The organism is Algoriphagus aquimarinus (assembly GCF_900112005.1).
Taxonomy (GTDB): domain Bacteria; phylum Bacteroidota; class Bacteroidia; order Cytophagales; family Cyclobacteriaceae; genus Algoriphagus; species Algoriphagus aquimarinus.
In genome coordinates this window covers 61,341-83,145 of the sequence record NZ_FOKK01000015.1, presented here as the reverse complement: position 1 = coordinate 83,145, position 21,805 = coordinate 61,341, and the positions used below count along the sequence as shown (strand labels likewise).

General features: G+C 40.5%; 24 protein-coding genes. 13 read left to right on the top strand and 11 right to left on the bottom strand.

The window, feature by feature from the left end:
* Nucleotides 1-140 precede the first annotated feature (140 nt).
* On the top strand, nt 141-692 hold the full coding sequence (locus BM291_RS17095; protein WP_092899669.1) for a DUF4256 domain-containing protein: 552 nt from the start codon (nt 141-143) through the stop codon (nt 690-692).
* A 102-nt stretch (nt 693-794) separates the two neighbouring features.
* Entirely contained in the window at nt 795-2,066 is a 1,272-nt protein-coding gene (locus BM291_RS17090; protein ID WP_092899667.1) for a sulfatase family protein, read from the top strand.
* Nucleotides 2,067-2,261: 195 nt separating this feature from the next.
* Here the strand turns inward: BM291_RS17090 and BM291_RS17085 are convergent, their stop codons facing one another.
* Nucleotides 2,262-2,735, bottom strand: coding sequence for a YcxB family protein (locus BM291_RS17085; protein WP_092899665.1), 474 nt, complete (start codon nt 2,733-2,735; stop codon nt 2,262-2,264).
* 149 nt (nt 2,736-2,884) lie between these two features.
* On the opposite strand from BM291_RS17085, the gene BM291_RS17080 reads away from it, so the two are divergent.
* Nucleotides 2,885-3,112, top strand: a complete 228-nt coding sequence (locus BM291_RS17080) for a hypothetical protein (protein ID WP_092899662.1) — start codon at nt 2,885-2,887, stop codon at nt 3,110-3,112.
* Here BM291_RS17080 and BM291_RS17075 read toward each other — a convergent pair.
* Nucleotides 3,109-3,516 (bottom strand): Fur family transcriptional regulator, encoded by a 408-nt coding sequence (locus tag BM291_RS17075; RefSeq protein ID WP_092899717.1) that lies wholly within the window; start codon nt 3,514-3,516, stop codon nt 3,109-3,111. The two genes, BM291_RS17080 and BM291_RS17075, sit on opposite strands and share 4 nt — an antisense overlap.
* Nucleotides 3,517-3,744: 228 nt before the next feature.
* Entirely contained in the window at nt 3,745-6,270 is a 2,526-nt protein-coding gene (locus BM291_RS17070; RefSeq protein WP_092899660.1) for a zinc-dependent metalloprotease, read from the bottom strand.
* Nucleotides 6,271-6,386: 116 nt separating this feature from the next.
* Between BM291_RS17070 and BM291_RS17065 the strand changes: the two genes are divergently transcribed.
* Entirely contained in the window at nt 6,387-7,493 is a 1,107-nt protein-coding gene (locus BM291_RS17065) for an NAD(P)/FAD-dependent oxidoreductase (RefSeq protein WP_092899658.1), read from the top strand.
* Here the strand turns inward: BM291_RS17065 and BM291_RS17060 are convergent.
* The gene (locus BM291_RS17060; protein WP_092899715.1) at nt 7,490-8,386 is read right to left on the bottom strand and encodes a UbiA family prenyltransferase; all 897 of its coding nucleotides are present in this window, start codon (nt 8,384-8,386) and stop codon (nt 7,490-7,492) included. The genes BM291_RS17065 and BM291_RS17060 overlap by 4 nt on opposite strands.
* Before the next feature lie 201 nt (nt 8,387-8,587).
* Here BM291_RS17060 and BM291_RS17055 point away from each other — a divergent pair, with 201 nt between their 5' ends.
* From BM291_RS17055 to BM291_RS17045, 3 genes are read left to right on the top strand one after another with little or no spacing between them, the layout of a single operon-like run.
* Complete coding sequence (locus BM291_RS17055) at nt 8,588-9,667, top strand: type III polyketide synthase (RefSeq protein WP_092899656.1); 1,080 nt, start codon at nt 8,588-8,590, stop codon at nt 9,665-9,667.
* A complete protein-coding gene (locus BM291_RS17050; protein ID WP_092899654.1) occupies nt 9,664-10,368 on the top strand; it encodes a methyltransferase domain-containing protein in 705 nt (234 codons plus the stop codon). Before BM291_RS17055 ends, BM291_RS17050 begins: the two co-directional genes overlap by 4 nt.
* A gap of 28 nt (nt 10,369-10,396) precedes the next feature.
* On the top strand, nt 10,397-11,260 hold the full coding sequence (locus BM291_RS17045; RefSeq protein WP_092899652.1) for a mechanosensitive ion channel family protein: 864 nt from the start codon (nt 10,397-10,399) through the stop codon (nt 11,258-11,260).
* A 41-nt stretch (nt 11,261-11,301) separates the two neighbouring features.
* Here BM291_RS17045 and BM291_RS17040 read toward each other — a convergent pair whose 3' ends face one another.
* From BM291_RS17040 to BM291_RS17030, 3 genes are read right to left on the bottom strand one after another with little or no spacing between them, the layout of a single operon-like run.
* Nucleotides 11,302-11,979, bottom strand: coding sequence for a nitroreductase family protein (locus BM291_RS17040; protein ID WP_092899650.1), 678 nt, complete (start codon nt 11,977-11,979; stop codon nt 11,302-11,304).
* A 56-nt stretch (nt 11,980-12,035) separates the two neighbouring features.
* Nucleotides 12,036-12,869, bottom strand: coding sequence for a hypothetical protein (locus tag BM291_RS17035; RefSeq protein ID WP_139229127.1), 834 nt, complete (start codon nt 12,867-12,869; stop codon nt 12,036-12,038).
* A gap of 31 nt (nt 12,870-12,900) precedes the next feature.
* Nucleotides 12,901-13,080 (bottom strand): hypothetical protein, encoded by a 180-nt coding sequence (locus tag BM291_RS17030; protein WP_092899646.1) that lies wholly within the window; start codon nt 13,078-13,080, stop codon nt 12,901-12,903.
* A 108-nt stretch (nt 13,081-13,188) separates the two neighbouring features.
* Here BM291_RS17030 and BM291_RS17025 point away from each other — a divergent pair, with 108 nt between their 5' ends.
* The 4 genes from BM291_RS17025 to BM291_RS22075 are packed head-to-tail and all read left to right on the top strand — an operon-like array spanning nt 13,189 to nt 16,838.
* Nucleotides 13,189-14,958: a MutS-related protein gene (locus BM291_RS17025; RefSeq protein ID WP_092899644.1), complete on the top strand. Its 1,770-nt coding sequence runs from the start codon at nt 13,189-13,191 to the stop codon at nt 14,956-14,958.
* A gap of 39 nt (nt 14,959-14,997) precedes the next feature.
* On the top strand, nt 14,998-16,140 hold the full coding sequence (locus BM291_RS17020; protein ID WP_092899642.1) for a 5-(carboxyamino)imidazole ribonucleotide synthase: 1,143 nt from the start codon (nt 14,998-15,000) through the stop codon (nt 16,138-16,140).
* Complete coding sequence (gene purE / locus BM291_RS17015; protein WP_092899640.1) at nt 16,140-16,655, top strand: 5-(carboxyamino)imidazole ribonucleotide mutase; 516 nt, start codon at nt 16,140-16,142, stop codon at nt 16,653-16,655. The genes BM291_RS17020 and purE overlap by 1 nt, the downstream gene beginning before the upstream one ends.
* Before the next feature lie 39 nt (nt 16,656-16,694).
* The gene (locus tag BM291_RS22075) at nt 16,695-16,838 is read left to right on the top strand and encodes a hypothetical protein (RefSeq protein WP_175499734.1); all 144 of its coding nucleotides are present in this window, start codon (nt 16,695-16,697) and stop codon (nt 16,836-16,838) included.
* Here BM291_RS22075 and BM291_RS17010 read toward each other — a convergent pair.
* Nucleotides 16,835-17,296: a hypothetical protein gene (locus BM291_RS17010; protein WP_092899638.1), complete on the bottom strand. Its 462-nt coding sequence runs from the start codon at nt 17,294-17,296 to the stop codon at nt 16,835-16,837. The two genes, BM291_RS22075 and BM291_RS17010, sit on opposite strands and share 4 nt — an antisense overlap.
* 12 nt (nt 17,297-17,308) lie before the next feature.
* Nucleotides 17,309-17,656 carry a DUF3127 domain-containing protein gene (locus BM291_RS17005; RefSeq protein WP_092899636.1) on the bottom strand — a complete coding sequence of 116 codons (348 nt, stop codon included), beginning with the start codon at nt 17,654-17,656 and terminating at the stop codon, nt 17,309-17,311.
* Nucleotides 17,657-18,005: 349 nt separating this feature from the next.
* On the opposite strand from BM291_RS17005, the gene BM291_RS17000 reads away from it, so the two are divergent.
* On the top strand, nt 18,006-18,608 hold the full coding sequence (locus BM291_RS17000; protein ID WP_092899634.1) for an RNA polymerase sigma factor: 603 nt from the start codon (nt 18,006-18,008) through the stop codon (nt 18,606-18,608).
* Nucleotides 18,583-18,816: a hypothetical protein gene (locus tag BM291_RS16995; protein WP_092899632.1), complete on the top strand. Its 234-nt coding sequence runs from the start codon at nt 18,583-18,585 to the stop codon at nt 18,814-18,816. Before BM291_RS17000 ends, BM291_RS16995 begins: the two co-directional genes overlap by 26 nt.
* Nucleotides 18,817-19,030: 214 nt before the next feature.
* On the opposite strand, the gene BM291_RS16990 is transcribed toward BM291_RS16995, so the two are convergent.
* Nucleotides 19,031-19,501, bottom strand: coding sequence for a hypothetical protein (locus BM291_RS16990; RefSeq protein ID WP_092899630.1), 471 nt, complete (start codon nt 19,499-19,501; stop codon nt 19,031-19,033).
* Between the two features lie 113 nt (nt 19,502-19,614).
* The gene (locus BM291_RS16985) at nt 19,615-21,519 is read right to left on the bottom strand and encodes an ABC-F family ATP-binding cassette domain-containing protein (RefSeq protein ID WP_092899628.1); all 1,905 of its coding nucleotides are present in this window, start codon (nt 21,517-21,519) and stop codon (nt 19,615-19,617) included.
* Nucleotides 21,520-21,805: the final 286 nt, after the last annotated feature.

The following is a 21,805-nucleotide window of genomic DNA, read 5'->3' as shown; positions in this document are numbered from 1 at the left end:
ATTTCGGATGGATGATAGCTTGGCTTCGATGGATTTTTGCTTGATAGCGTATCAAATCCACACATGTTTTACAAACTTACATATAAGCTAAACCTCTATATTTAGTATTTAAATTACTCGTAGCTTGTAAATAATAGCTTATGAAATTGACTTTAGAAGAACAGGAAACTCTGATAAGCATCTTAAAACGTCGCTTCGGCAAGAACATGAAGCGTCACGAAAGCCTAGTATGGGCTAAAGTGGAAGCAAGACTGGCGATAAAACCTGATAAGCTGTGGACTCTGAATGAAATGGAGCGAACCGGAGGAGAGCCAGATGTGGTGGGTTTTGATGCTAAAAGTGGTGCGTATATTTTTTGCGATTGCAGCGCAGAAAGTCCAAAAGGTAGGAGAAGTGTCTGCTACGATCTGCAAGGGCAAGAGTCTCGAAAAGAGCATAGACCAGAACACAATGCGCTTGACATGGCCGCGGCTATGGGTATTTCTATCCTCACGGAAGAGGAATATAGAGCATTGCAGAAGCTCGGGACTTTTGACGCTAAAACCTCAAGCTGGCTTGAAACACCCGAAGCAATCAGAAAACATGGTGGAGCTATTTTTGGCGATTTCCGTTATAAACATGTTTTTATCTACCACAATGGAGCGCAATCCTATTATGCCGCCAGAGCTTTTCGTGGATCAGTCCAGGTGTGATTTTGAAACCCTTAATAAGTTTGTTATTCCATTTTTACTTTTAAACCAAGGCGCTTCATCATGACGAAAACTTGTTCATTTCTGGCTCTCATTTTATTTTGCATGGTAATTCAAGCAATGGCTCAAGAGAAAGATTTCCGCTCTCCCAACATCATTTTGATCATGGCAGATGATCTCGGCTATGAGACATTGGGAATTAATGGATCAGATGATTACCAGACTCCGAACTTGGATAAGCTGGCTAAGGAAGGTATGAATTTTACCCAAACCTATTCGATGCCGCTTTGCACCCCTTCCAGAGTGCAAATCATGACTGGGAAATACAACTTCAGAAATTACATCGGTTTTGGATTACTGAAACCTGAAGAGCCCACATTTGCTCATTATTTGAAACAATCAGGTTATAATACGTTCGTCGCAGGTAAGTGGCAGCTTTATGGTAATGCCGGGCAACACGAACTCGCAGGAGGTCAAATCGGCACTCTACCAGAATCAGCAGGATTTGATGAGTACTTCTTGTGGCAGGTTCAGGCGCTAGGGAGTAGGTATAAAGACCCAATGATCAGTTCTAATTCGGGCACAGAAATCTATGAAGGTAAATTCGGGCCGGATCTCTTTACTGAGCAGATCAATCTCTTTATGGAGAAAAATAGAGATGAGCCGTTCTTTATCTATTATCCCATGGCTATCACACATGATCCCTTTGTGCCAACGCCTGCCAATTCTGGTTTTGCAGCGTTTGATTCCAAATCAAAGGTCAATGATCCGCGCTACTTTGGAGAAATGGTGAGCTATATGGATAGGCTGATTGGTTCCATTGTGACCAAAACCGAAGAACTAGGCATCCGAGAAAACACCTTGATTTTGTTCGTAGGAGATAATGGCACAGACAGAAAAGTGACTACTTCTCAACTTGGAAAATCTATCAAAGGCGACAAGGGAAATACAACTACTGCAGGAACGCATGTGCCCTTCATTGCAAACTGGAAGGGTAAAATCCAACCAGGAAGTACAAATGAAAATCTCATCGATTTCACGGATTTTCTTCCCACACTACTTGAAACTGCCAATCACCAGAATCTAGAAATTATCCAAACAGATGGGCTTAGCTTTTTTTCTCAATTAGTCGGGGATAATTCTAAAAAACGAGATTGGATTTATTGCTACTACGCACCGAATTGGGGGCAATTTGAGAATAGCACTTATGTACAAGATACAGAATGGAAACTCTATGGAGACGGTAGAATTTATTCGCTTTTGGAAGATCCATTGGAGGAAAATGCACTGCAGATAGCAGATCTTAGCAAGGAGGTTAAATTGAAGATTTCCCATTTTGATACTGTCCTACGAGGCTATGGCTCTGCCAATCCTTGAGCTATTCCATATACTTCTTTAATAGATATGTAGCGAGGAGTAGTTAGCAATCCAATTAATTCTTCAGCTTTTTTTCTGTGAGGTTTCTCGGGTTTTATCTATTAATTCCGAGTTCAGTAACTAGTTGATAATCCGTTGACAAATGCAAAAAGCCTCCCCATATCGGGAGGCTTTTGCTATGTTTTGCGGAAGAGCTTATTTAATCAGCTCTTTTCTTTTAAGAATAGTTTCCATGAATTTTCGCTCATTTTCTGAATTGAAGATCCTGAATGGTAGATGGATAAACTGTGCCTTGGACATGTAAAGGAGGTACGCGTCTTTACGCTTCTCAGCACTTTTAATCATATTCCATTGAACTGGCATTCCCTGTTTGGTATTGATTTTCATCAGGATCTGACGGCTATCTATTTCATAGGCCATTTTATCGAAGATGACTTTGTTCTGCTCCATCTGAGTCACGCCAGTGAATTGAATCGCCCAAAATAGGACATAAAGGCCATAGGCTAGTACCGCACCAATAATCCACCAAATCGATGGAATCCAAAAATATCCAAATGCAATAGCTACGGCGATTGGGATCACCCACCACTGCTGTTTCAATACGTTTACAAGGGCAATTTTTATGTATGTCCCGGTTGGGAGTTGATATTTCTTTGTTTTTACAATCATCACTTAGTTTTTCAGTGCGCAAATATCCACCTATCCGTGGGATTAAGCAAGTCGAAATAAATCATAAAGCTGGCATTTCCTTTGAAACAAATTGCTGATGCCATTGATTTACTAGTGGTATTGAATTATATTATCTAAAATTTTTCACCATGAGCAGTCTTGTAATCGATTTGATTCTTTGTGGTTTGGCTTATGTCATACTAATCTATGTCATGGCGACCATGACCAAAAATTCCTTGAGAAAGGGTAATAACAGTCCAGATGACGGAGATGGAGGAGTGGAGGATTTTACCCCACCTAAAATTGATTTACCTCCAGGGGTGCAATGGCCAAGTGATTCCCCAAAATCAAGAGTGCCTGAGCCTGTGGAATTTTAATGGCACTTATTGCAGATTCCCTGCACAAGTAAATTCATTTCTTTCTTTTTAAAACCTGACGGCAATTTGATGTTTGGAAGGTTAATGGATTCCAAACAGGTAGTTTCTCCACAGATCTCGCACTTGAAATGCACATGCTCATGGTTGTGATCCTCTTCTTCATGAGAGCAAAGGGCATATTTAGTAGCTCCACTGTCATCGAGAACCTTGTGTACCACATCTTTATCCACAAAAGTCTTTAGCGTACGATAAATAGTCACCCGATCAAACTGGCTGTCCAAGGATTCTTCTAGATCCGAATGAGCTAAAGCGACTTGCTTGTCCAGAAACTCACGGATAATCTCTTGGCGACAATCTGTGATGCGAAGCTTATGTCTTTGTAGTATGGAAAGTGGAGACGACATTTTCATGAATTAGAAACAAAACTAATCAAAAATTGATTTCAAGTGGTGAATATCCTGCAAAGGCGCTACGGCGCAAAGTTTAAAGATTTAGGTTGATTTGGGAAATCCTCGAGTAGGATCAAAAAAATGCGCCTCTGCGCCATTATGGGATAATTGATTTGGGAGTGACTTTAAACAAAAAATGGGCGCCGATCCGACGCCCATTTAAGTTGTTCTTTACTCTTGGTCTTACTTAGGATCAAGAATAGCATTTACTCTTTCTAGCGCATCTTCCAAGTGAAGCTTAGACATTCTGTCTGAAGTTCTGGAGATCGCAGATTTGATATCTCTTTGAAGTATTTTCAATTCTCCTCTAGCCATCGGTCTGATGTCCGACTGAGAAGCATTGATCTGAGTACCATAGAACCTTCTGGCTGCAGCTGGGACATTTGGCCCATCTGTGGTCATCAAGTATTCCATACGCTCGATATACGCTCTCTGTAATGCTCTTCTGTGAACGTCGATAGTTTTACCTGCTGAAAGTTCAGACCAGATACCTTTTCTAAGATCATCGAAAAGCTCAGTCATTTTGTAAGCTTCGTTACCATTCAAGGCTTCGTTTTCTATCACACGACCAAGTCTTCCTAGGTCAAGAACTGAATTCAATGTGTTTGCTTGAACACCACGAATTTGTTCTAATGCTCCGAAATCTTCTGTTCTAGCAAAGATATCGTCTTGCATCATCCATGTAGGAGTAGTGAAAAGTTCTGTGTTCAAGAAAGATATAGCCGACTTCTGGATGTCTTTCGCAGTATGTGTGTAAACTGGTAAATCCTGACCTGTAGCTCTGTAAACTTCAGCCACACCGCCAACATTTGTCTTCACATGACCCATGTATCTGTTGAATTGCGTGATCACTTGACCATACATTTCTCCTAGATCATCAAAATCCTTGTAAGGCTTGTTTGACTCAGCTGTCCATTTCATAAGATTTGGCATGATACGCTTCAAGTTTGCGATACCATATTCAGAAGCTTTCATGGAGTTGTCACCCAAATCTTCGCTTTGCGCAGTAGGGTCATAACTGTTTCCCTGACGGCCATATCTGTAAACGGGATCACCTTGCTTTTCCAAGATCCACTTATCCAAAGTCATTAACTCATCTTCTGGAGTAGCAGCATCAGGAATTGGTCTGTAGCCCCAAGCGATTGAATATTTGTCATAAGGGCCAACATTTGGCATTAAACTTACGCCTTCGTCACCTGGCTGAGCGATGTAGTTAAATCTCGCATAATCCATGATAGATGGAGCTGTTCCATTTGCCTTTGTAAATGCAGCATCTCTCAATTTCTCTACTGGGTAAGCATGAGAAGAAGCAAAGTTGTGTGGAAGGCCAAGTGTGTGTCCCACTTCGTGAGAAGAGACAAATTGAACCAATCTACCCATTACTTCATCCTTGAATTGAATACTTTGTGCTTCAGGATTGATAGCTGCTGTTTGGATGAAGAACCAGTTTCTAAGCAAGTTCATCACGTTGTGATACCATCCGATATCAGATTCTAAGATTTCACCAGAACGTGGATCAGATACGTGAGGTCCATATGCATTCTGGATGTCAGAAGCGAAATATCTGATTACAGAATATCTTGCATCTTCTGGGCTCCAGTCTGGATCCTCCTCTTTAGTTGGAGCTAGTTTAGCAACAATAGCATTTTTGAAACCTGCAGCTTCAAAGGCAACCTGCCAGTCATTTACACCAGCGATCAAGAACGGAATCCACTGCTTTGGAGTAGCTGGATCGATGTAATATACAATCTGCTTTTTAGGCTCAACTAATTCGCCAGCCTTAAATTTTGCCATGTCTTCATCCTTCACTTCCAGTCTCCATCTGTCAAGGAAAGTACGTTTTTGCGCTTTTTGCGCATCAGCACCATAATCAACCATAGATCTACTAAACCAGCCTACACGCTGATCACCCAGACGTTGCTTCATTGGCTCTTTAGGAAGAAGCAACATTGAAGAGTTCATCTCCAACGTGATTGAACCTGTTGAGCTGTTTGAAGGTGGCTCACTTGCGATGTAAGTCATTACATATCTAGCCTCGATATTGATCGGGTACGTATGGATATGCTCGATATATGATCTATCCGTGTCTAGACGACTTACTTTGTATTGTGTACGCTGACCTTTAGGAAGACCTAAAGCCTGTACATCTTTCGCCCATAAATCTGTCGCTTCGATTACAATTCCTGTAGAATCTGTCGCAAGAGATTTGATGGCAAACTTCTGTAGCAATGGCTCCAAATTTGAGTTCTTCACCGCCAAAGCGATAGGAAGAGAATCTGCAGCAAAGTTATTTACTGAAATAACTTTTAGATGGATATCATTGTTGTTCTTTTCCCAGCGAAGCATTAGCGTGTTGGTACGCTCACCACCATAACCAAGCCCATCGGCAGTTTTGGCGATAGTAGTGACCATCAGCATGTCTCTGCCTAGTAGGGAATCGGGAATCTCGTAGTAATACTTGTCTTCAATTTGATGAACCTTGAATAGACCATCTTTTGTTTTTGCTTTTGCCGTGATGACCTCTTTGTAAGGTTTTGGATCTGAATCATTACCTTTTGGTTTGGCAGGAGTAGCTGGTGCAGTTGTTTCCTTCTTGGCGTCCTTTTTCTTCTTTTTCTGAGCAAAAGAGTCCGTAGAATACAACATGACACCCATTACACCTACTACTAGAGTTAATCTTCTAAGTAATCTGGGTAGGGTATTTCTCATAGTTATTATTTGGTTAAACATTTTCTAAACCGTGAATTTCCTGAAAGGATCTGTAAGGATTACCCATTTTTGATGAGCGGTATATATATAAAATTAAAGGCAGTTCAGTGAGAGATATGCGCAAAATTGTAGTGATTGGAGGAGGTCTTGCAGGCCTTATATCTGCCTATTTATTGGCTAAAAATGGGCAAGATGTACTTTTGATCGAAAAGAAAATCTACCCCTTTCATCGGGTTTGCGGAGAGTACCTTTCTAATGAGGTTCTTGATTTTTTAAAAAGGGAAAAGTTGATGCCTTTAGGATTCGAATTGCCTCATGTTTCTAATTTTTTGTTCTCTGACACTTCAGGGAAAAGCATCAGGGTTCCTCTGGGTTTGGGAGGATTTGGCATTAGTCGATATGTACTTGATGAGCATCTGTATCAGAAAGTTTTGGAAAAAGGAGGTGAAGTGAAATCCGGTGTGCAGGTGCAATCTGTATGGTTTGATGAAAAAGAAGAGCAGTTCCGACTAGAATTGGTTGACGGAGAATTTATCAATGCAGATTATGTGATTGGCGCTTTTGGTAAAAGATCCAAGTTGGACAAAACCCTCAAGCGCAGTTTTATCGAAAAAAGAAGTCCATATATAGGCGTAAAATATCATATAAAGGCAGATTTTGACCGGGAAGCTGTGGCGCTGTACAATTTTGAGGGTGGCTACTGTGGTCTAAATGCCATCGAAGATGATAAAGGGAATCTATGTTATTTAGGCAATCGTGATCATCTCAGGAAGTACGGATCCATTGAGGCAATGGAGCGGGAGATTTTATGGAAAAACCCAAGCCTACAGCATTTATTTACCACTAGTGAGTTTCTCTTCGAAAAACCAGAAGTGATCAATGAGATCAATTTTGAAAGAAAGCATCCAGTGGAGAATCATATCCTCATGGCGGGCGATTCGGCAGGACTAATTACCCCGCTTTGTGGTAATGGGATGGCAATGGCAATTCAGTCCGGTAAGCTGGCTGCTGAAGCTATTTTAGCAGGAAAGTCGAGGAAGGAAATCGAAACAAACTATGGAAGTTCCTGGAGCGCGCATTTCGAACGAAGGCTTTGGCTTGGCCGTAAAGTCCAACGCCTATTTGGGACCAAACAGGCTTCCGTTTTCACAAGGAAGCTCATTCAACATGTTCCTTTTGTGGCAAAGCAGATTATAAAAAACACGCATGGTAAGCCCTTTTAATAGCCCAGCGCTTGTAGTATTTGCGTGTTTTCTAGAAAGTAGTAAATGAAAAAAGCATTCAGTGCGAGTGCCGAGAAATAATTCATCCCCATGGCCCATTTGTAATTCGCATATTTTGTGGGGTTTAGTCGGATAAAGCTAAACCAAGTCAAAAAATAAAGCATAATGGGGGTCATCGCTGCCAGGTAAATCCAGAGTATGTCGGTTTGATTTCGATCTAGGAAATACCACGCGAAAGCAGCTCCGGTAATCATAAATGCCAAAGCTGAAAAGAGAAAAGTTCCTTTAATGCCTAATAGTAAACTTAGGGTGCGATCACCTCTTCGGCTATCTTCTCCATGCTGATACACCTGCGTCAGCGGATAGTTGCCCCATAGCATCAAGCTCGTCAAAAGCCCTGGGATCAACACGTGAGGCTTGTAGAGCACATCCCAACTTAAATTACTGAGACCTGCGTAGGCCATGGCAAAGGTGAAATATCCCTGAAATAGTCCCGCTATAAACCAGCTCAGCCATGGGTATTTTTTGATGCGGATGGAGGGGTGTGAGTAGGCCATGCTTACCAATCCATAAATGAGAAGCATGATAGCAAAGCTGAAATTGATGCTGGCTCCAATGCCAATAGCAATCAGGAAAAACACCAAGGAAAGCCAATAGAGATCTTGGGTGACTTTCGGGGGATGCTTCAGTCCGCCTATACTTTCTTCATCCTTGTCAAAGTAACTATTATAACCATTGCTGGAGGGATAGAGAAAAAGGTGAATAGCAATAAAGACCCACAAGATTCTTGATTCGCTGTGATTGGGAGTAAGTGCCAGTGCAAAGAAATATACCGGCATCAAAAAGAGTGAAAATGGAATGCGAAGGTGCTTAAGGCTGGAAATGGAAATCATATCGTAAATGAGGTTTGGATTATAACTTTTCTGAATTGGTATGGTTACAATGCATTCAGCCAATTTAGATATATTCAAGTAACTTGATCTAATGAAATATTTAATGAAAGAAACTTTTCGGCATCCTTTTAGGATGCAAAACTCCAGTTCGTCACACCAATGGTGCATGATGGCTAATTCATTGAATTCAAATTTCTTCCTATGAATACTAGTATAGTAAGTATTGGCTTGGCAAATCCAGGAAAACCAATTGAGCAATCTGTCATTTCTAGCTTTATGCAGCGAGCGCATAAGCTGGATGAGTTGGATGCAAGAAAGCTGAGTTTTCTTTATCGAAAATCAGGGATTTCCAGTAGGTACAGTGTGTTGACAGATTTTGAAAAGACCGATTCACAGGACTTTACTTTTTTTCCAAAGTCCGAAGATTTTGAGCCTTTCCCTGGAACTAAGGCTAGAATGGAGGTTTTCAGACAAACAGCTCCTGAGCTTTGTGAAGAAGCTGTTGCCAATTGCTTATCCAAAACTTCAGTAAAGCCCGCAGAAATTACCCATTTGATTTTGGTTTCCTGTACAGGAATGGTGGCGCCAGGGGTGGAATTGGAATTAATGAAAAGGCTGGATTTAGATGATTCGATTGAACGGTATTGCATACACTTTATGGGGTGTTATGCGGCATTTACCGGTTTGAAATTGGCGGATAAAATTGTCAGAGCTGAGCCTGAAGCCAAAGTCATGTTGGTGTCTGTTGAGTTGTGCACCTTGCATTTTCAGAAAGAATATGTGGAAGATAATATCCTTGCCAATTCACTTTTTGGAGATGGTGCTGCAGCAGCGCTCGTCATGAAATCAGCCTCTGGTTTGAAAATTAATTCTTACCTCAGCCAAGTACTTCGAGAAGGTGAAAGTGATATGGCTTGGGGTATAGGTGATTTTGGGTTTGAAATGCGTCTTAGTAAGTATATTCCTACACTTTTGGATCAGGGTATACAGCAATTGAAAGAAGTGTTTGAGCAAAAATTCATGTTATCCACATTGGAAAACTTTGCAATTCATCCTGGAGGAAAACAGATTCTTCAGAAGGTGCAAGAAGCTTTTGGCTTGCCGGAATCAGTAAATATGCATGCGAAAGAAGTGCTGAATCAGTTCGGTAATATGTCTTCTGCTACTATACTGTTTGTGTTGGAGCGAATGATGAATGATTATAAAATCCACGGACAGATACTTTCTATGGGGTTTGGGCCAGGCCTTACGTTGGAAACCTTACTACTTGAAAAGTCATGAGCATTTTTGCGCAGCGAAGTGAGGAAAAAGAGCTAATGGATGACCTGAACTGCTCGGGGGAAGAACTTAATCAAACTTTACGTGAGCTAAAAACCATCAATCGTTGGCTAGGTGGAAACTATGTGACCACATCTGGACTAGCGAAAATTTTTAAGAGTTATCCACAAGAGTCCTATGCTGTGGCAGACATTGGATGTGGAGGCGGAGATATGATCCGAGTGATGCATGACTGGGCAAAAAGTCAGAAAAAAGAGGTGAACTTTACAGGAATCGATGCAAACAGGAACATTATTGACCTCGCGGCGGTTAGACTAGCTGACTTACCCGAAGTTGCCTGGAGGACTCAGAATGTATTTGACGCTGAATTCTCCGAAGAGAAAGTAGATATCTCTACCTGCACGCTCTTTACACATCATTTCACAGATAGCGAATTAGTAGAATTACTGTTGTCGCTCAGGAGAAAATCCCTACTTGGCATAGTGATTAACGATTTGCACCGACATCCATTCGCTTTTTATAGCATCAAATGGTTGACTCGTCTATTTAGCAAATCTAAAATGGTGCAACATGATGCATCACTTTCAGTTTTGAGGAGTTTTTCGAGATCAGATTGGGATAGAATATTACGCTCTGCCAAGATGGAAAATTTTGAAATTAGCTGGCACTGGGCTTTTCGCTGGCAAGTCACTATTATATTTTAGAGAGAATTAAACCAAAAACTAGTTAATAATGGAAATTTCCGAAGAAACCATCAATTCCTTTTATGACAATGCTATTGACTTAGCCTATGTAATTGTACCAAGAATTTTGTTTGCCATAATTTTTTATTTCGTTGGTAAATTTATAGTAAATATCCTCCTGAAGGGATTGAGGAATCTTTTGGAAAAAAAGGAAACGAATCCATCTCTAAATGAATTTCTTTTTGGGTTTGTTAAAATCGTATTATTCATCACCCTATTTATGGGAGTGGCAAGTATTCTGGGAGCACCATTAGGATCCACAGTAGCCATATTTGGTGCAGCAGGCTTGGCTATAGGCTTGGCTTTGCAAGGATCACTTTCAAATTTTGCCGGAGGGATTCTGATTTTAGGTTTTAAACCGTTTGAAGTAGGTAATGTGATAGTAGCACAGGGACATACTGGGACAGTTTCTAAAATACAGATTTTGTATACCCACCTGATGACATTTGATAATTTAGAAGTCGTTATCCCAAATGGTAGTCTAGCTAATTCGGATATCGTGAACATGAGTACTCAGGCGACCAGAAGAACCGAACTTAAAGTTGGTGTAGCTTATGGAACAAACATTAAGGTGGCAAAGGAGATTTTGCTGAATATCTTTGAGAATGACCCACGTGCCTTAAAGGATCCTGCTCCTTTCGTAGCTCTTACAAATTTTGGGGATAGTTCTTTGGATCTGATTGTCAGAGTTTGGGCTAAATCGAGTGAATTATGGCCAATGCACTTTGATGGAATGGAGTCTATTAATACTGAATTTGAGAAAGCAGGCATTGAAATTCCTTTCCCACAACGTGTTGTTCATCAGATTAAGGAAAAAGCAGCCGAAGAAGAATCAAATTCTGAAGAGGTTTAACATCAGCAAAAAAGGCGATCATTTGATCGCCTTTTTTGTATTTAGAACTTTGTGATAATTTCTTCAAGTGGTTTTCTATGAATATCTGGAACGTATGTTTCTGCTTTTGCATAGCCCACTGGAATCAGTAGATAAGGTTTCTCGTTGAAAGGCCTTGCTAGTATTTCACTTAGAAAATTCATTGGGCTTGGTGTATGTGTCACAGCAACTAATCCTGCCTGATGTATAGCTGCAATTAAAAATCCACAAGCTATTCCAACAGATTCATTCACATAGTAATGCTGTGCTTTTTGGCCATTTTCCATGCCATAGGATTGCTTGAACACAACGATCAGATAAGGGGCTTCTTCTAGAAAGGGCTTTTCCCAGTTAGTTCCCAGTGGTTTCAAGTCAGATTTCCATTGATCAGGCATTCGTGTCGAATAACTGATTTTCTCTTCTTCTTCCGCTGCTTCCCGTATCTTTTTTTTAATAGTAGGATCTGAAATCAGGCAAAAGGTCCATGGCTGCTTATGCGCACCGGATGGAGCTGTACTGGCCGTTAATATGATTTTCTCTAAGACTTCTAACGGAACTGGCCTCTTGTCAAATTCACGCACAGTACGTCTCTGATCCATCACCTGATAGAATTGCTCAGAACGCTGGATCATTTCTTCGGGACTGAGTTGGGGAGCTTCATATCTAACATGCTCAAATCCCTCAATTTTTTTCTTTTCCATAAACAAAAACGGCTACCTCGAAAGATAGCCGTTTTGATTTTATTTTTAGAATTGAATTAGTCTAGCGTCACTTCTTTTGATCCACCAGGATAAGTGATTGTAGCCTTTTTATCGCAAGAGCCAGATCCATAATTTATAGATAGATCGATGCCATTATAATTGATTACTAAGATTCCCGAGTTAGGAGTTGTTACACCTGTTTTAATACAGGTTTCTGTATAGACTAGAGGATCAGTAGTAGCTCCGGAATAGGCCATTATCTCACGACTCATTCCTGAAACAGTGCCTTTGATCGAAGCTTCGTATCCTTGAGAGCTCAATTTGATCGCTCTTTCTTGTTTACTAACAATGGTCATGAACGTATTGTCCGGCCAAGTTACTTTACCATTTTGAATAGTGACTTCTAGATTGATTGTGTTAGTTTCCAAGTCTACTCCTTTGTTTAAAAGTGTTCTCGTTCCTTCTACTTTCAAACCATCAACTTCATAGCCTTCAAAAGTAGTCGTTACTTTAGCTCCCGGAAAGCCGATTTTACCTGTATAAGTCAACAGCACAATACCTTTTCGTACAGTACCATAAGTGCCTGTGCAGCTTGTTCCAAAGTCAATTTTGATTGTCTTTTTAGCCTCATCTAAAGTCACCGTGGCACCATCACATAGCGATGTCGCAGGTATGTTTACATTGGTTCGTGCACCAAGACCGCTGCTTCCTAATACATTGAGCGTGATATTATCCAAATCTTCAAAGACGCGATTGACTATAGCTTGATCATTGACCACAGATAAGTCAGGCTGTACATTAGGCGTGTCGTTCAAGTTGTCACAACTCGTTAAAATCATCGCGCTTATAAGTAGCAGGACTAATAATGAAGTATTTAAGGTGTTTTTCATAGGGGTTAATAGCTTGGTTAAGTTTTACTTGTTATTTAGTTAATTTTTTGTTGGTGTTTTCTGGCTTCTTGGTTTTCCCGCCTACGCAGCCGATGTTCTGAGTAAATGGGATGTCCTCGGGAAGTATTCCCATACCTTCAGAGAGATCCCATTCTTCCGCTTCAATTTCCGCTTCCTTTTCGGGCGGCTTTTTGATTTTATTAGTTTTCATTCTTGCAGTGGTTAGTTGTAAACGTCAAACACTCGCTTAAAATTTGAATAAGTGGCAAGGATTGCGCCAATTTGAATAGTTAGCTTACTTCAATTCATATCTTTGGGCATGAAAGGATTTGATTTTGAAAATTCTGGTCTCTCAGAGAAGTTGAGAACAGTAAAAAGTAAGGCAGCCACCTTGTCCTTTTTGAGGTTGATCGTCTTTTTTGCAATGGGCGGATTGTTCGTGTTATCTGTATCGGAAAGCCCAATTTGGTTTTTGTTTTTCGGAGCTTCGGTGGTTGCTTTTATCTCCTTGATTAGAAAATACAATGATCAGAAAGACCAGGAAGCTATTTATCTAGCTTTGGAAAAAATGAATCTTGAGAGAGAAAAGCGATTTTCCAGAAAGCTAAAGGGGTTAGATGCAGGAGTTGAATTTCAAGAGAAAACCCATCCTTTTTCCAATGACTTAGATCTATTTGGAGATCATTCTCTTTTTCAATTGTTAAATCATACCGTTTCCAAGAAAGGAAAGGAAACACTTGCTGCTCAGATGAAATCGGAATTTGATTTGGATAAAGCGTCTACTTTGCGAATAGCTTCTGCTGAGTTAGCCACCAAGCCAGATTTTCTTCTAGCCATGGAAAGTATAGGGAATGCCTTCTATAATGAAGAGAAGTCGAACTCAGGATGGGTCAACTGGTTGAATTCTGAGGATAAGAACTCTATTTTAATTTCCATTTTTGCCTTCATTGGGCCAATAGGTGGTCTTGCACTTGCTGTGTTAACATACCTTGGGATCGTACCAGGTGCATTATTCGGCGTTTGGGTTTTGATAGGAATGGCATTTCTTAGTTTGGTTTTCAAGCCTTTGAAAAAAGCAGCTGAATCGATTCCAAGTAGAAATCAGCTTAAGACGTATAGGTATTGGTTGGCTGTGCTGGAAGAGGAGAAGTTAGAGTCACCGCTATTGAAAAAGATGCAATCCCCATTCCTCACCAGAGAGGTCAAAGCTTCTACACTATTTGATCAGTTGGATAGCTTGGGCTTATGGATTCAGAATCGTATCAATGTGTTATATATTCCATTAAATCTTTTCTTTTGGACAGATCTGTTTTTATACCTCAGGTTAATTTCTTGGAAGAAAAAACATGGGAATCTAGTCGCTAATTTCCCTGCTCAGCTAGTAGAGTGGGAAGTATTGATTTCTTTAGGTGCATTTGAAAAAGAAGTAGGAGGGAAAGGAAAAGTAATTCCAGTAACGAAGGGTATGATAGGTAAAGTCGTTTCTCATCCTTTGCTTGAGCCAGGGGTGGCAGTTCCAAATGATTTTGTAATTGATGAGAATCAACGCATCATTTTGCTCACTGGGGCAAATATGAGTGGAAAAACTACCTTCATGCGAACGCTTGGAATTAATTGTGTGTTGGTCAATCTAGGTTTGAGTCCCTTTGCTGAGGAGTTTGGTTTCTCTGGATTTCAACTCTATACTAGTATGCGTAACTCAGATAATTTGGGCGAAAGTGTAAGTTCATTTTATGCCGAACTTAGCCGCATCAAGCAATTGATAGATAGGATCGAAAAGGGAGAACATATTTTCTTCCTATTAGATGAGATTCTGAAGGGTACGAATACTGAGGATCGTATTGCAGGATCAGAAGCGCTGATCAGGCAAGTGGACAATACAAATGCAATGGGAATAATCAGTACCCATGATATAGAATTGGCAGAGCTGGAGGAAAGGATAGGTTCTGTTCAGAATTACAGTTTTCATTCTGAAATCCATGATCAAAATATTGACTTTGATTACAAAATTAAACGGGGAGCATGCCCGAGTTTCAATGCGCATAAACTCATGGAATTGATGGGAATTCGCTTTCAAAACGAAAAGTAGATTTCCACACCTGAGCTTATTTTATATTTCAAAAACACTATGGCTATACCATCGCAATCACCAATTTTGGGAGTCCTCGGAGGAGGTCAATTGGGCCGAATGCTTATTCAATCGGCTATCAATTACAATCAAGATATCCACATTTTGGATCCCGATCCAAACGCTCCCTGTAAGGATCTGTCACAGCGTTTTACTGTGGGTTCGCTCAAGGATTTTGATACGGTTTACGCCTTTGGTCATGCGTGTGATGTAATTACTGTGGAGATTGAAAGTGTTAATACAGAAGCACTTGAGAAATTGCAGCGTGAAGGGAAGAAAGTTTATCCACAACCACATATTTTAAGTTTGATCAAGGATAAACGTAAGCAAAAGCAGTTTTATCAATTACATAATATTCCTACAGCTGAGTTTATTTTGACAGAAGACAAAGCTGATGTTATCCACAATGCTGCTTTTCTTCCGGCTGTTAACAAATTAGGTAAAGAAGGATACGATGGACGCGGTGTTCAAGTGCTGAGAACTGAAGCAGATTTGGATAAAGCTTTTGATGCTCCAGGATTATTGGAAAAGTTGATTGACTTCGAAAGGGAAATTGCAGTCACCGTTGCCAGAAATGAAGCGGGCGATTTGATTGCTTATCCTGCAGTGGAATGTGCATTTCACCCGACAGCTAATCTGGTTGAGTTTCTTTTTGCGCCAGCAGAAATCACCAAAGAAGTAGCTGAAAAAGCTGAGGAAATTGCTAAAGATGTAATTCTGAAATTGGGGATGGTGGGAATACTTGCTGTAGAGATGTTTGTAACCAAAGACGGAGAAGTACTGGTTAATGAAGTAGCTCCAAGACCACATAATAGTGGGCATCATACGATAGAAGCTAACTTCACCTCGCAGTTTGAGCAGCATCTGAGATCAGTGATGAACTGGCCGCTTGGCAATCCAGATTTGAGATGTCCTGCTGCAATGATAAATTTGCTTGGCGAAGATGGTTTCACAGGACCGGTTTTGGTAGAAGGTCAAGATGAAGCAATAGCTGAGCAGGGAGTTTATATTCATATGTATGGAAAGAAAATCACCAAGCCATTTAGAAAAATGGGTCACGTGACGATCTTGTCAGATACGGTGGAAGGATTGAAGGAAAAAGCACAACGAATCAAAGAGTTAATCAAAATAAAATCTATCTAATGAATCCACAAGTAGGTATTATAATGGGAAGCCAGTCGGATCTTCCGATCATGGCTGAGGCTGCACAGATGCTTGAAGAGTTGGGTGTGAACTACGAATTGACCGTAGTGTCTGCACATCGTACTCCTCAACGGATGATTGATTATGCACAAGCTGCACGTGAGCGTGGCATCAAAGTGATTGTAGCTGGAGCTGGTGGAGCAGCACATTTGCCTGGCATGGTAGCTTCTATGACTAGCTTGCCAGTGATAGGTGTGCCTATCAAAAGCTCAAATTCTATTGATGGCTGGGATAGTATTTTGTCCATTTTGCAAATGCCAGGAGGTATTCCTGTAGCGACAGTGGCGCTTAATGGAGGAAAAAATGCTGGTATTCTTGCCGCTTCGATTGTTGGATCATTTGATCCTAAAGTGGGTGAAAGCTTAGATGCCTACAAAAAGACACTAAAAGAAAAAGTAGAGGAATCTGCAGCATTGATAGAGGCTAAAGGTTGGAAGGAAATACTTAAGAAATAAAAAATGCGGCTGGAAAGCCGCATTTTAATTTTTAAAGCCATGAATTGGAAAAAGATTATTCGATTTAAGATCGGGGATGTTCCTTGGGAAGTTCCTCTGGACGTTTTAGTACTCGTAGGAGGTATCACGCTAGTGCTGATGGGCGTTGGTGCTTATTTCGGTTTCCAATTTGGAAGTAGTTAATCCGTAAAGATTCCCCAGCCGTCATCATTTTTTTCATTAGGGTCAAATCCCTTTTGCCAGTCAATAAACAGCAAACGATACTCCTCAATAGCTTCGCGTAGTAGCTCTAAATGCTCTTCAGCATGAGTTTCTTCCATGCCGAGTTGATAGGTCATAGAATTGAGGCTCTTAGCGTGAACTTTCATGATTACAGCTTTCTCCATTTTCAGGACATAGTCTGATATGCTCTCTGCTCCAGCGAATTTGGCACTCATCACCATCGCATCTTCCATCATGATATTACCGTAAAGCTCCTTGCGAGCCTCGTCGAGGCTTCCTACTAGTGCTCGAGTGAGGCGAAAGATATCTTTCGCCTTTTTCATCAATGGATGCTTGTATATCTTTTCGTGCTCCTTACGTGCATCGAACTCATCGTCCTCATCCCATCCTGCCTCATCGTCATCTTCGTCATCCCACATGGCAGAAGTTTTTTAGAATGGTAATTTATCTTCTTCTCCTTCAGAGTGGAATGTATCCATCTCAGGCATCGCTGAAGGTGCAGCAGATGATCCTCCATTTCTGTCTACTTTGAAAGCTTTCACTTCTGTGTACCAACGGCCATTGTATTCGCGGCTTTCCACGTCTATGCTCAATGTTACATTTTCACCTTGATTAATAGAAAACTGGTCGATTTTGTCTCCCCAAAGTGATACACACACTTTTTTAGGGTATTGGCCTCCTGTTTCTAGGATGAATTCCTGCTTTCTCCAGGCATTGCCACTTTTTGAATTTCCACCTACTTCGGGTAGCTTTTGGATTACTTTTCCACTCAATTCCATTGTCGTATTTTTAAATTTCTATCTCTGCGAAGGTACACAATGCACTTGAAAATTTCATTTTGGATTACAGCATATTAGTTTACTGTGAAAGGTGATTTTAACATTTTTTGGCATTATCATTGGTAATTATGAAGTCAGGATTTTAGTATATTCAAATATAATATCGCAGTTGGATATTTTTCAAGAATATAATTTGGATTGCATTCTTAATAGTAATTGAGATATAAAATCCTTGAATTTTCTTTGCAGAGTTGTTTTTGAAATCATACTTTTAAGTCATCTTCTTTTTCTTTCACCCTTACCAGATACTATGGCCTAGACCTTTACGTTTATAATAAACCAACTTAAAATGAGTAAACGAATTGGTCCAAAGGACAGCGAGTTGATAGCACAGTATCGAAACGGCAGTGATGCTGCCTTTGATCTATTAGTAGATCGATACCAAAGTAAAATGTACACCACAATATTTCTGATCGTTAAGGATCAGAAGGTGGCTGAGGATTTACTTCAAGATGTATTTGTCAAAGTGGTTAAAACACTTAATTCAGACAAGTACAACGAGGAAGGAAAATTTCAGCCTTGGGTGATGCGGATAGCTCACAATCTGGCCATTGATTATTTCAGAAAAGCCAAGAGGTATCCTACCATATTAATGGAGGACGGGTCAAATATTTTCAATTCGCTGAAGTTTGCGGAGGAAAATGTGGAAGATCGTCAGGTAAGAGAAGAGAATATCGAGCTAGTGAAGCGTCTAATAGAGGAACTTCCCGAGGCTCAGAAGCAGGTCTTGATTATGCGACATTACTTGGATATGAGTTTCCAGGAAATAGCAGATCAGACGGGCGTAAGTATTAATACTGCGTTGGGGAGAATGCGATATGCGCTGATCCACCTGCGGAAGAAGATGAAACAACTAAATTTTGCATATGATAAAACCATTTACCCCAAATGATCTGGTAAGATATATCTACCAGGAAATGTCGGAGGTAGAGCAAGAACTCTTAGTGCAAGCCTTGCATAGTGATGATTCACTAATGCAAGAATACATAGAAATGCTGAGCACAATAGAGCAAATGGATCAAATCCAGCTTCAACCTTCGGAAAAAGTAGTACAAGCGATCAAATCGAGAGCTCAATCTACGGGACTCGAGCGAGTCTGACAATATGGTAATCCCGCACGTTGCGGGATTTTTTTTGTTTAAATGGGTTTGCTGGCGCAGTTGGCGCAAGTCTCATGACTTGTGCCCTTATTGTATCCCGATAGTTTGGGAGCGACGAAGCAATCTGTTTGGAGATGAGTTGATCCGTTTTCACTAGTTCTCTTTTGGATATTAAAAACCAATCAAAGCAGTGCTAAGATTTAAAGGCCAACTTCTAAATTCCAAGTTCTCTTTTCTTTTTTGTAATCAAATTTCCCATGTCACTGTGATCCATGGTGTATCCTCCGACACTGACATAGTTTGAATCGGTGTTAAACCAAATTGGCCTCTTATTACCTTTGATTTTGAGGGAATACAAGGGTGGAAAAATAAAACGAAATTGAGAAATTGAATCGATATCTAACCAGTTTTCAACACTTTCTTGCCCATTGTGCTTTATAGTTATGGATTGATTTCCAAATTGAACAATAGCAAAATTGTCCTTAACCACAAAGAAAAAAACTAGTAAAATAACTCCAGTAACTCCAAATGCTATAGTCGTAATTAGGCTTGTAGGCCCTGTCTCTCCGTTTAATTCAACTGCATTTGGGAAAATATATGAAAGCAGTGGCACTGCTATTACAATAAGTGCCGCCCCTAAAAATATGTACTTAAAGATAAAATGATAAGTGCGATTACTCTCCATTGAGCTTAAGTATATGAATTGATCTAGAATTGTATGGTAACTTCAGAAATGCAGTCTCCAGACTGCATTTCTTTAGGTCCAAGTCATGAGACTTGAACCCCTTCGCTATATTATTACTCTATCCCGTCCAACTCACTCAATTCCAACCAAGTCAGTTCCAATTCTTCTAATTCAGCATCGATAGCGAGCATTCGAGAAGAGATTTTCATCAGTTCCTCATGGTCAGAATTTCCACCGCTGATCTTCTCGGTAAGTTCAGATTTTTCCTTTTCTAACTTCGCTATTGTTTCATTCACAGTTTTGAATTCCTGCTTCTGCTTGTAGCTAGCCTTAGTTTTGGTCGGGTTAGGAATAGCTACAGGCTCTGCCTTAGCAGCTGGTTCTTGGCTTTTCTTTTCCACTTTTTTGCCACCTGATTGAAGTTCGTCTTTCTGAACTTCACGGAACTCAGAATAATTACCTGGGAAATCAGAAATCTCTCCTTCTCCTTCGAATACAAACAAATGCTCCACCAGGCGATCCATGAAATATCTATCGTGAGACACGATGATCAAACAACCTGGGAAGGAATCCAAAAACTCCTCGAGCGTGTTCAGCGTCATCAAATCTAGATCATTGGTAGGCTCATCGAGAATCAGAAAATTAGGATTCTTGATCAAAACCATCAGTAGCTGAAGTCTTCTACGCTCACCACCGCTTAGTTTTGCAACTGGCGTATGTTGCTGCTTTGGAGGAAATCCAAACTGCGTCAAAAATTGTGAAACTGTAATCGTAGCACCACCAGCGATGGTAACTACTTCAGCAACTTCCTTTACGATATCTAACAGACGCTTTTCTTCATCGAAACTACTTTCTTCCTGTCTGTAATAACCAAAGGCAGTAGTTTGTCCTATAGATACGGTTCCTTGATCCGGTGCCATTTGTCCGGTGATCATATTGAGGAAAGTGGTCTTTCCAGCACCATTTGGACCTACAATCCCAACTCTATCTTTCTTCTTGAATGTATAAGAGAAGTCATTGACGATAGTTTTGTCGCCAAATGCCTTGTTCATTTTTTCGATCTCAATGATCTTGTTCCCAAGTCGTTGAGTCGTAACGGTCAACTGAATGTCACGTTCTTCTCGCTTCTGGGAAGCTTTTTCTTTGGTGTCTTCGAAAGCATCCACGCGGTATTTTGCTTTGGTGCTTCTAGCCTTAGGCTGACGGCGAATCCAGTCTAATTCTTTTTTATAAAGGCTTTTGGCTTTTTCGAGTTCGATGTCTTCGATTTCCATACGCTCCTCTTTTTTGTCTAAGAAGTAGCCATAGTTTCCTAAGTAGCGATGGACTTTACCCTGATCGAGTTCTAGGATTTCATTGGTTACTTTCTCTAGGAAGTACCTATCGTGAGTCACCATGAAAAGTGCAAGGTTGGCTTTAGCCAAGTAGTCTTCCAGCCATTCGATGGTTTCCAGATCAAGGTGGTTGGTAGGCTCATCTAGAAGCAACAAATCAGGTTTCTCAAGAATAGCTTTTGCCAAAGCAACTCGCTTACGTTGTCCACCGGAAAGTGTTCCTACAGGAAGATCGGTGTCATGAAGACCCAATTTGCCCAATACCTCTTTCACTTGATATTCAAAATCCCAAGCTTGGAAAGCATCCATTTTTTCAAACAATACCGACATCTTATCCGAATTGTCAATGCCACGCTCTGCTTCCAGCATGGCCTTGTGATAATCCTCGATCACCTTGAGAATTTCAGAATTACTTTGGTCGAAAATAGTCTGGTAGATGCTCATCGTGCCTTCAAAAACTGGGTTTTGATGCACGTAAGCTACTTTCACTTGCTGGTTGGTTCCAACCTGACCTGTGTCAGGAATCTCCAAGCCCATGATAATTTTCATCAGCGTGGATTTACCAGCGCCATTAATGCCTACTAAGGCGATTTTCTGACCCTGAGAAATGCCAAAAGAGATATTGGAAAAAAGCTTGCGCTCACCGAAAGCTTTACTGAGGTTTTCAACCGAAAGGTAATTCATGCCGCAAAAGTAGGGAAAAGGCGGGCAATTAGTAAGTTAAATTGATTCATGTTCTCTACTTACTAGAGATTTATAAATTTCAATTGCCAAAAATCAGCTCGATTTGACTGGAAATACGGTTCAAAATTCAGAAGAAATGAGCTGTATTTTATGAGTTTTACTGTTTTTTAGAGCCGTATTCTAAAATGATCTTACGCAAAAGATGTCTGATTCATCTAACCAACCTTTTTTTCTACACTTCAAAGAATCTTGACTCTCCTATCTTGATACTTCTCTCTAGTTATTT